This window comes from Muriicola sp., from assembly GCF_041567615.1.
GTDB lineage: Bacteria > Bacteroidota > Bacteroidia > Flavobacteriales > Flavobacteriaceae > Muriicola.
The window spans coordinates 1-8,813 of record NZ_JBFGBM010000113.1 but is presented as its reverse complement, the minus strand read 5'-3'; the positions used below and the strand labels follow the sequence as shown (position 1 = coordinate 8,813).

The 8,813-nt window shown below is 50.3% G+C and carries 7 protein-coding genes and 1 pseudogene; 7 read left to right on the top strand and 1 reads right to left on the bottom strand.

Annotation, left to right across the window (positions count from 1 at the left end):
• The 4 genes and pseudogenes from ABYP73_RS08820 to ABYP73_RS08805 all read left to right on the top strand — a co-directional run.
• Positions 1 to 246: pseudogene (locus ABYP73_RS08820) on the top strand (GMP synthase (glutamine-hydrolyzing)); the annotation flags it as partial.
• 13 nt (positions 247 to 259) lie between these two features.
• Complete coding sequence (locus tag ABYP73_RS08815) at positions 260 to 2,437, top strand: LysM peptidoglycan-binding domain-containing protein (protein ID WP_372974072.1); 2,178 nt, start codon at positions 260 to 262, stop codon at positions 2,435 to 2,437.
• A complete protein-coding gene (locus ABYP73_RS08810) occupies positions 2,427 to 2,831 on the top strand; it encodes an OsmC family protein (RefSeq protein WP_372944707.1) in 405 nt (134 codons plus the stop codon). The genes ABYP73_RS08815 and ABYP73_RS08810 overlap by 11 nt, the downstream gene beginning before the upstream one ends.
• The gene (locus ABYP73_RS08805) at positions 2,819 to 3,358 is read left to right on the top strand and encodes a DUF922 domain-containing protein (protein WP_372944708.1); all 540 of its coding nucleotides are present in this window, start codon (positions 2,819 to 2,821) and stop codon (positions 3,356 to 3,358) included. Before ABYP73_RS08810 ends, ABYP73_RS08805 begins: the two co-directional genes overlap by 13 nt.
• Before the next feature lie 7 nt (positions 3,359 to 3,365).
• Here the strand turns inward: ABYP73_RS08805 and ABYP73_RS08800 are convergent, their stop codons facing one another.
• Positions 3,366 to 4,235 carry a hydroxypyruvate isomerase family protein gene (locus tag ABYP73_RS08800; protein ID WP_372974071.1) on the bottom strand — a complete coding sequence of 290 codons (870 nt, stop codon included), beginning with the start codon at positions 4,233 to 4,235 and terminating at the stop codon, positions 3,366 to 3,368.
• 177 nt (positions 4,236 to 4,412) lie between these two features.
• Between ABYP73_RS08800 and ABYP73_RS08795 the strand changes: the two genes are divergently transcribed.
• The 3 genes from ABYP73_RS08795 (at position 4,413) to ABYP73_RS08785 (ending at position 8,697) form a co-directional block, all read left to right on the top strand.
• On the top strand, positions 4,413 to 6,050 hold the full coding sequence (locus ABYP73_RS08795; RefSeq protein ID WP_372974070.1) for a CTP synthase: 1,638 nt from the start codon (positions 4,413 to 4,415) through the stop codon (positions 6,048 to 6,050).
• 98 nt (positions 6,051 to 6,148) lie between these two features.
• The gene (gene yidC / locus ABYP73_RS08790) at positions 6,149 to 7,999 is read left to right on the top strand and encodes a membrane protein insertase YidC (protein ID WP_372945556.1); all 1,851 of its coding nucleotides are present in this window, start codon (positions 6,149 to 6,151) and stop codon (positions 7,997 to 7,999) included.
• Between the two features lie 137 nt (positions 8,000 to 8,136).
• Positions 8,137 to 8,697, top strand: coding sequence for a DUF6515 family protein (locus tag ABYP73_RS08785; RefSeq protein WP_372974069.1), 561 nt, complete (start codon positions 8,137 to 8,139; stop codon positions 8,695 to 8,697).
• The last annotated feature ends 116 nt before the right edge of the window (positions 8,698 to 8,813 follow it).

Here is an 8,813-nt window from a genome sequence, read left to right as displayed (position 1 = left end):
TGGCAGGCCGGAGCCATGCTCCTGCCGGTCCACAGTGTGGGAGTCATGGGGGATGAACGCACATACGAAAAATGCGTAGCCCTCAGGGCCGTGGAAAGTACGGACGGTATGACAGCGGATTGGGTAAATTTACCCTATGAGTTCCTCCAGAAAATGTCTAACGACATCATTAACAAGGTGCCCGGGGTCAACAGGGTGGTTTATGACATCAGTTCCAAGCCTCCGGCAACCATAGAGTGGGAATAAACCGTATATATTGATGATGAAAGCACTGAATTTCCTGGTCTTTTTACTATTCTTCGCCTTTCAGGTACAGGCGCAGCAATTCAAGACCCACGCTGTAAAAGAAGGAGAGACGCTTTACAGCATCTCAAAACTTTACAGGGTAACCCCTTACAACATCCTGAAGTACAATAAAGAGCTCAAACAGGGGGATGTTCTCAAACCCAACACAATTTTGGTCATTCCTCTTCAGGAAGCTGCATCCGTCTCGGATCCCTTTGAGGAATTAGCCAAAAAAACCCCTGATGCAACTAAAAAGATAGTACAGGAAGAAGAGCGAAAACCCATACGTTTCAGGACCCACAGGGTGCGCAAAAAGGAAACGCTATACGGGATCTCCAGGAGGTACGAGATCACAGAGGACGACCTCAAGAGGTACAACAAGGAATTGTACAGCACCCCACTGCAGAAGGGAATGAGATTGCGGATCCCCGAATTCCCTGAGATCGAGGAGGAAGAGGACCTGTACAACTCTGAAGATTTTGAAACCTACACGGTTGCTCCCAAGGAAACACGGTGGAGTATCGCCCATAAATACGGGATTACCATCGACAGTATGCTGGCCCTGAATCCGAGCCTGGAAGAGTCGACAAACCACTTGGCCATCGGACAGGAACTCCTGCTTCCCAGGCGCCCCGGCAGCACGGTGGATGGGCAGGAGGTGCAGATCTATGAATCCTACACCGTCCCGGCTAAAAAGACTATGTACAGTCTGAGTGGAGAATACGGGATTACCTCTGAAGAGATCATAAGGCTCAATCCCGCCATTCTGGATCAGGGAGGACTCAAGGAAGGAATGGTTCTCAGGTTGCCTGTGAAGAAAGTCCAAACCGAGGAGGTCAATGCAGAGAATTACATCTTTTACGAAGTAAAGCCCAAACAGACAGAATTTTCCCTTACCCGGAAACTGGGGATCGGATACAGCGAACTTTTAGCACTTAACCCCGAATTGAACCGTGGCCTCAAAGCGGGTATGATCCTGAAACTGCCCAGGGAAAAAGCCGGCACTTTGGAGGTCCGCAATTCCCTTGTCCTGGACAAGATCAATCTCCTCGACAGTATCAGGCGGGTTAACAGGCCTAGGGTCATGGTATTGCTGCCCTTCAGGATCAACAGGCTGAACCTGGACAGTATCGCGGCCACGGAGAGGGCCATTAATAGGAGTAACGCCCTGAAATACAGCCTGGGGCTATACAGCGGCGCCCTGGTAGCGGTGGATTCCCTCGCAGACCTGGGGATTTCCGTCAACGTGCGCACTTTTGACACAGAACTGAGTCCGACCCACGTCAGGACCCTTTTGGCACGGGAGGACCTGTCCGCTTACCAGGCCATCATAGGTCCGCTCCAGGCCGATGTCCTCAAGGAGGTGGCCAGACTGGCAGAGCCTTACAACCTTCCCATTGTGGCTCCCCTGAGTTCCCGAAGCGATCTGCAGTCGCCCCATGTATTCTTCTCCGTTCCTTCAGACAGTATCCTGAGGAACAAAATGCTGGATTATATGGAAAGTACACGGATCGATGAGCATATCATTGTGATCAGCGATGCCAAAAATGACACTACCCGTGCCATTGTGCAGAAGCGTTTTCCTGGGACCAGGTCCCTGAAGGTCATAGAAAATGAAAAGAACATAGCCGTAGACATAGAGGCCCTGACCAATATGCTCAGTATAGAGAAGGACAACTGGGTCCTGGTGGAAACGGACAACTTTAAACTGGTGTCCAGTGTAACCTCCATCCTGAATTCGGCCATCTCTGATACGACGCGCGTCAGAATGTTCACCACCAACAAGAACAAGGCATTCGAGAATGAGGTGATCTCGGTCTCTCATCTCTCCAAGCTCAATTTCACCTATCCCTCCATCGACAGGGAAGTTAGCAACAACGCTTTTGTGAGACGTTACCGTAACCGTTTTGGAGGGGAGCCTGACAAATACGCCGTGAGGGGATTCGACCTCACCTATGACCTGTTGCTTAAACTCGCTTTCAAGCCGGACCTGTTCACTGTTTCAAACCTGATCGGGCTCACGGAATATACGGGAAACAAATTCGATTATACCCGGATGCTCTCATCGGGCTATTTCAATTTGGCGACGTATATCATGAAATACGAGAATATGCGTGTAGTACAACTCAACCCGGTTTCCAATGACCTCTAAAGTAATCTATACCGGAAACCTCCGGACTACCTGTGTTCACCTGAGATCCGGTAATGAATTCATCACGGATGCCCCGGTGGACAACAACGGACTTGGACAGGCCTTTTCGCCTACGGATACAGTGGCCACAGCCCTAGCCAGTTGCATGCTGACCGTTATGGGAATCAAGGCCAGGACCTGGGAGTCCGATCTGGACGGAGCCTATGCTGAGGTGACCAAGCATATGGCGGCAGATCCAAGGCGCATCGTCGGGATCGATGTGAAATTACATATGCCCGGACATTTTTCGCAAAAGAACAGGACCATACTGGAACATACTGCCCGCACTTGCCCGGTTCTCTACAGCATTCATCCCGATATCGAAAAGAAAATCGAATTCCATTGGGGGGAATAAAAGTATCATTCCTGGTGCTTTGTGGTGTTTTTTCCAGTCTGTGTGAAGGGCAGGAAGCCCCAGGCATTTTATGGGATCCCGCCCATCGTCTATCCTGGTCCGATTTTAAGGCACTGCCCCCTGCAGATTCGCAGGTCGCCGCGACCACAGCCAGCGGTATAGCTTACAGTTTCTCGGCCATGGAGGAAGGAAGGGAGATGAAGGTCGATTGGAGCGTGGCGTCTTACTTTTATCCCGAATCGTCCTGGTATCGGCCCGAACTGGCTAATGCCAATATCCTGAGCCACGAACAGCTGCATTTTGATATCTCCGAACTTTTTGCCCGCCGGATGAGGGAAAAGATCCGAGGTTTTCGATTCACCTCTGAGGTCAAGGCCGAGATGAGGGCGATCTACAACGAGACCATCGAAGAGATGCGTGAATTCCAAAGGCGGTATGACGCAGAGACGAATTATTCCAGGGCAGAGGATAAGCAAAGGGAATGGAACCGTATGATTGCCGAATCCCTGAAGATTACACGGGATTGATCAATTCTCAGACGTCACAGATCCTGACCCCCTGTTCGAGAGCAGCGATCTTGTCTTCCCAGCTCGGGATGAATTCCTGGGCGACATATCCCTTAAAACCCGTCTTTACGATGGCTTTCATAATGGCGGGGTAATAGAGCTCCTGCGTTTCGTCGATCTCGTGCCGACCCGGATTTCCGCCGGTGTGGTAGTGGCCGATGTAATCGCTGTACGTTTCCAGGGTTCTGATCACATCCCCTTCCATGATCTGCATATGGTAAATGTCATACAGGAGTTTAAAATTTTCGGTTCCCAGCCTGTCGCACAGGGCGACGCCCCAGGGGGTGTGGTCGCACATATAATCTTTGTGGTCTACTTTGGAATTGAGCAATTCCATCTGGAGGACAACTCCGTGCTCTTCTGCCAGGGAGAGGACCTGTTTCAGGCCTTTTTCTGCATGCTGTAGTCCTTCCTCATCTTGCATTCCCCGCCTGCTGCCACTAAAGCATATCAGGTTGGTATACCCGGCTTCGGCTACTTTAGGGATCATAGCGCTGTAACTCGCGATGAGCTTTGGATGGAATTGGGGGTCGCACCAGCCGTCTGTAAGGTTGAGTTCAGCACCCCAGCACATACTGGCGTGGATTCCGTATTTCTTAAGCAAAGGCCAGTCGGCCGGGCCTACAAGATCAATGGCCCCCACCCCGAGCTTTTTAAGTTCAGGAAGGAATTTCCCCAGGGGTATGGAATCGTAACACCAGTAACAAGCACTGTGGTTGATATTACCCTTGAGTTCCTGTACGGGGTGTTTCCGATCGTCCCTGCTCCAGAGCTGGCCGGGCGCCATCATCCCGGCCGAGGCTGTGGCTGCCGACGCGATAAAGGATCTCCTCTTCATGGAAAAATGGGTTTAGAATTCCTGAAAAGGTAAGGAATAAATCAAAAGAATGGCTCTGTAACCTTAAAACGGGTATGTTATTTCCCTGTTTATAAATCAGGAAAGTTTTAGCCCGGTATTCCCGGGGATTTGCCATTGCAATTCTTATCTTTGTATCCCGTAACCAAGAATCGCGAGATGGCAGCTACAAAATACGTATTCGTTACGGGAGGCGTTTCTTCTTCACTGGGAAAAGGCATCATTGCGGCCTCACTGGCTAAACTTCTCCAGGCTCGCGGATACAAGACCACTATTCAGAAACTGGACCCCTATATCAACGTCGATCCGGGTACCCTGAATCCTTATGAACACGGGGAGTGCTATGTCACCGATGACGGGGCTGAAACAGACCTTGACCTGGGGCATTACGAACGATTTCTCAACGTGAAGACCTCCCAGGCCAATAATGTGACCACGGGAAGGATCTATCAGAGCGTGATCGAAAAGGAACGCAGGGGTGAATTCCTAGGCAAGACCGTACAGGTCATACCCCATATCACCAACGAGATCAAGGAGCGCATTCAGCTCCTGGGTAAGACAGGGGATTACGATATCGTGATCACTGAAATAGGGGGAACCGTAGGGGACATCGAGTCCCTTCCCTATATCGAATCCGTTCGCCAGCTTCTGTGGGAACTGGGGGATAACAATGCCATCGTGGTTCACCTTACCCTCGTACCCTTCCTGTCGGCTGCAGGCGAACTAAAGACCAAGCCTACACAGCACTCTGTCAAGACGCTCATGGAGAGCGGGATCCAGGCCGATATCCTCGTTTGCCGCACGGAGCATGAACTCTCGGATGAAATCAAAGAGAAACTGGCCCTTTTCTGTAATGTGAAGAGAGAGGCCGTTATTCAGTCCATAGATGCTTCAACCATCTATGATGTGCCTGTGATGATGCACGAGGAAGGACTCGATACAGTTGCCCTGAAGAAACTGGCCCTGCCAGATGACACCCCTCCGGACCTCACCCAGTGGAATGAATTTTTGGACAGGCATAAGCACCCCAAGAGTGAAGTTACCGTGGGACTCATCGGGAAATACGTGGAACTCCAGGACTCCTACAAGTCCATTTTGGAATCCTTTATCCACGCCGGGGCGATCAACGAGGTAAAGGTCAACGTGAGGTCTATCCACTCGGAACACATCACCCACGCCAATTTTGAACAAAAGATGAAAGGCCTGGACGGGATCCTCGTCGCTCCCGGATTTGGGGAAAGAGGCATTGAAGGCAAGATAAAGGCCGTTCGATATGCCCGTGAAAACGAAATCCCTTTCCTCGGTATATGCCTGGGTATGCAGATGGCCGTCATCGAGTTTGGCCGCAATGTTCTCGGGCTGAAAGGAGCGAATTCCACTGAAATGGACGAGAATACGCCCCATCCCGTCATCAGCCTGATGGAAGAACAAAAGCATATCACCAACAAAGGGGGAACGATGCGACTGGGCGCGTGGGCATGCGACCTGAAAGAAGGCAGTCTGGTACATAAGGTATACCACGGAGCCATCCATATCTCGGAAAGGCACAGGCACAGATATGAATTCAACAACGCCTACAAGGAGCAGTTTGAAAAGGCCGGGCTGATCGCCTCGGGGATCAATTCGGATACCCAGTTGGTGGAGATCATTGAATTGCCGGACCACCCCTGGTTCATCGGGGTGCAGTACCACCCGGAATACAGGAGTACGGTTGCCAACCCGCATCCCCTGTTCGTCGGGTTTGTCAAGGCTGTTCAGCTGCACAAAAAGCAACAAACCAATGCCAGTTTGGCGTAAACTGTTCAATTGGACCTATATTTGCACTCGCGAAAATCACACAGACAGTTCTCGGGCTGATGCATTCGGCTCAATGAGGTAGATACGACACAAGTTTCATGGAAGAAAAAAAACTAGACCTTAATTCGATTATCGGCTTTGTCCTGATCTTTGGGATCCTCTTATTCTGGTTTTACCAGAACCAGCCGACCCCGGAGGAGATCGAGGCCCAGAAGGCCAAAATAGAACAGCAGCAGGAAGCAGAAAAGTCTGAAGAACAAGAAGTGATTGCCCCGGTTCTCGAAACTCCTGTACTCGACCTTCAGGATTCGACGGCGCTGGCCAGCTACAGGAATACCATCGGTGGATTCGGATTCACTCCGGCGGAAGAGGGGACTACGGTCCTGGAAAACGATGTCCTTTATCTGGAGATCAGTAACCGGGGTGGACAGATCACCCAGGCAAAACTCAAGCAGTTCATCACCTATGATTCCATCCCTGTCTACCTGATCAAGGATGGAAATGCGTTGTTCGACCTCAATTTTACGACCACCGATAACAGGGTTCTGAATACGAAGGATCTCTTTTTTGAACCTACCCTGAGGCAGGAAGGAGAGAACAAGGTGCTTTCCATGAAAGCCATGGTATCGCCCCAGCAATTCCTGGAATACAGGTATGAGATCAAACCGGGGGAATACCTGCTGGGATTCACCGTCAGGTCACAGGGCCTCAGCGGGGTGATCAATGGAAGTCGGCCCGTAACCTTGAACTGGAAACTGAAAGGGATCCGGCACAACAAGAGTATTCAGTACGGAAACCGGTATACGCGACTTACCTATAATCACGAGGGAGGTAAGATCAGCAAGCTGTCCGAATCCAGCGATGACGAAGAAACCGAAGAAGACATCAAATGGCTATCCTACAGACAGCACTTCTTCAGTTCCATCCTTACCACAAATACACCTTTTAAAACAGTAGAACTGAGTTCAAAGAACCTGGTGGAGGAAGAGAGCAAAGAGGCCAGGTTCACCAAGGAGTATACGACCAAGGCTCCTCTGGAGCTGGAAGGAGGGGAATTGTCCTATGCGATGAACTGGTACTACGGTCCTACAGACATTGATGTGCTGGAGCAATACAAGGACCTGGGGCTGGTAGAATCTATTCCCTATGGATGGGGGATTTTTGGATGGATCAACCGCCATGTGTTTACCCCATTCTACGGATTCCTGAGTTCTTTCCTGCCCTTTGGGATCGCCATCGTCGTGATGACTATCATCGTGAGATTGCTCATGTCTCCGGTTACCTATAAATCGTACCTGTCTCAGGCCAAGATGAAGGTCTTGAAGCCAGAGATCACGGAGATCAGCGAGAAGTACAAGGACAATGCGATGAAGAAACAACAGGAGACCATGAAGCTCTACAACAAGGCGGGTGTGAGTCCGATGAGTGGGTGTGTGCCGGCATTGCTGCAATTGCCGATCTTTTATGCGCTCTTCATGTTCTTCCCTACCTCCTTTGCCCTCAGGCAGAAGTCGTTCTTATGGGCGGAAGACCTGTCTTCTTACGATACGATTGCACAACTGCCTTTCACTATCCCCTTTTACGGGGATCACGTGAGCCTTTTCCCTATCCTGGCATCCATCGCCATCTTTATCTATATGATGATGACCACCGGGCAGAACATGCAGACTCAGCCGGGTATGCCGAACATGAAATTCATCATGTACCTGTCTCCCCTGATGATGTTGTTCTTCTTTAACAACTATGCCAGTGGACTCAGCCTGTACTATTTTGTCTCCAACCTCATTACCATCTTCATCATGCTGGCCATCAAGCGATTTATCCTCGACGAGGATAAGATCCATGCACAGATTCAGCTCAACAAGGCCAAGCCTAAGAAGGAGAACCGATTCCAGCGTAAGATGAGGGAAATGATGGAACAGGCCGAGCAGCAGAAAAAGAACAGGTAGTTTTCAGGTCCCTTCATAAACGGGGTGTCCGCAATAGTCATACTAAATGGCGGTGCCTGTCGTTTTGGGTTATACGATTAAACCTTTTTCCCGACCGGGAGTCACAGGGAAATACAGGATAACCCAAAATCAAACCCATGAAGAACTGGAAACTTATCACCACAGCCGTTTTACTGATGTTTTTCTTTTATGCCCCTGAGGCGGAGGCCCAGGTAGTCGCACGCCGAACTACTACCACCAGGGTGGTGAAGGTAAACAGGCCTGCGAAACGAAAGATCAGAAGAAAGAAAAGAAGGGTCAGACGCCGAACCTTGAGAAGGCTGCCGGCTAATACAAGGGCCGTGGTCTGGCGCAATATGTCCTACTATCCCGTAGGAGGCATGTATTACATCGCCCGAAGGGGAGCTTACGTCCGGGCTTTTCCTCCCAGGGGTTTTCGGGTAAGGGCCGTACCTGCGCTGACCCGTCTGATGGTCAGGGGAGCCGTCTTCTATTATTCAGCGGGAGTCTTTTACAGGAATATCAACGATGAATACGAAGTAGTGGCCGCACCCATTGGAGCTGTTGTATCCGAACTTCCTGAGGATGCCGAGGAAATGGATTTCAAAGGGATCACCACCTACGAACTGAATGAGACCCTCTACCGGGCCATTGAGGACGGGTATGAGGTGATCGATCTGTTAGAAGAGGACGAGTGAGAAATTCCTAATTGAGAAAATCAAAAAGCTCCCTGAACTGAGGGAGCTTTTTTGTTGGCTATGTTTGGTAAGATTTGGGATTTCAAATATGCGTGATTGATGACCCAAATAAAAAG

Coding starts and splice junctions, on each gene's coding strand:
- yidC (WP_372945556.1), top strand. CDS start 6,149: ATGGAAGAAAAAAAACTAGACCTTAATTCGATTATCGGCTTTGTCCTG.
- ABYP73_RS08785 (WP_372974069.1), top strand. CDS start 8,137: ATGAAGAACTGGAAACTTATCACCACAGCCGTTTTACTGATGTTTTTC.
- ABYP73_RS08795 (WP_372974070.1), top strand. CDS start 4,413: ATGGCAGCTACAAAATACGTATTCGTTACGGGAGGCGTTTCTTCTTCA.
- ABYP73_RS08810 (WP_372944707.1), top strand. CDS start 2,427: ATGACCTCTAAAGTAATCTATACCGGAAACCTCCGGACTACCTGTGTT.
- ABYP73_RS08800 (WP_372974071.1), bottom strand. CDS start 4,235: ATGAAGAGGAGATCCTTTATCGCGTCGGCAGCCACAGCCTCGGCCGGG.
- ABYP73_RS08815 (WP_372974072.1), top strand. CDS start 260: ATGATGAAAGCACTGAATTTCCTGGTCTTTTTACTATTCTTCGCCTTT.